The sequence below is a fragment of the Pseudomonas sp. 05T35 genome, from assembly GCF_056396605.1.
The window spans coordinates 1-476 of sequence record NZ_JBFTLU010000958.1; the positions used below are offsets into that span (position 1 = coordinate 1).

Here is a 476-nt window from a genome sequence, read left to right on the forward strand (position 1 = left end):
GGCTATTCGCACGAAGCTCGCTCCTTGCTGTACCACGCCTATCGACATGAGCCGGTCTTCAAGTACCTGTTCGAGGCCGAGCGTCCTGGCTATGAACACCGGGTCCGGGCCACGATACGGGAGCTGGTCGAACAACATTTTGTGCAGGAATTGCCGGCGATCGGTCTGCTGATCAATGACCGGCTGATCGGCATTGCACTGATCGCGCCACCGCAACGTCGTCTGGGCATCACCGAGAGCTGGGCCTGGCGCCTGAAGATGGTACTGAGCACCGGGTTGCGTTGCACCCGACGTTATCTGGAGTATCACGCGGCGGTGGCGGCCTGCCTGCCATCGGACTCGGTGCATGTTCTGCCGTTGCTGGGGATTCATCCGGAATTTCAAGGCCGGCACTTTGGTGAGCAGTTGCTTACAGCCGTGCATAACTGGTGCGCCGTCGACGAGCATTCCCAAGGTGTAGTACTCGACACCGGATA

The 476-nt window shown here is 59.7% G+C and carries 1 protein-coding gene; it reads left to right on the top strand.

The window, feature by feature from the left end; genetic code table 11:
• Positions 1 to 476, top strand: a 476-nt coding sequence (locus AC1DH9_RS30905) for a GNAT family N-acetyltransferase (RefSeq protein ID WP_477809555.1), incomplete at both ends; no start/stop codon positions are given.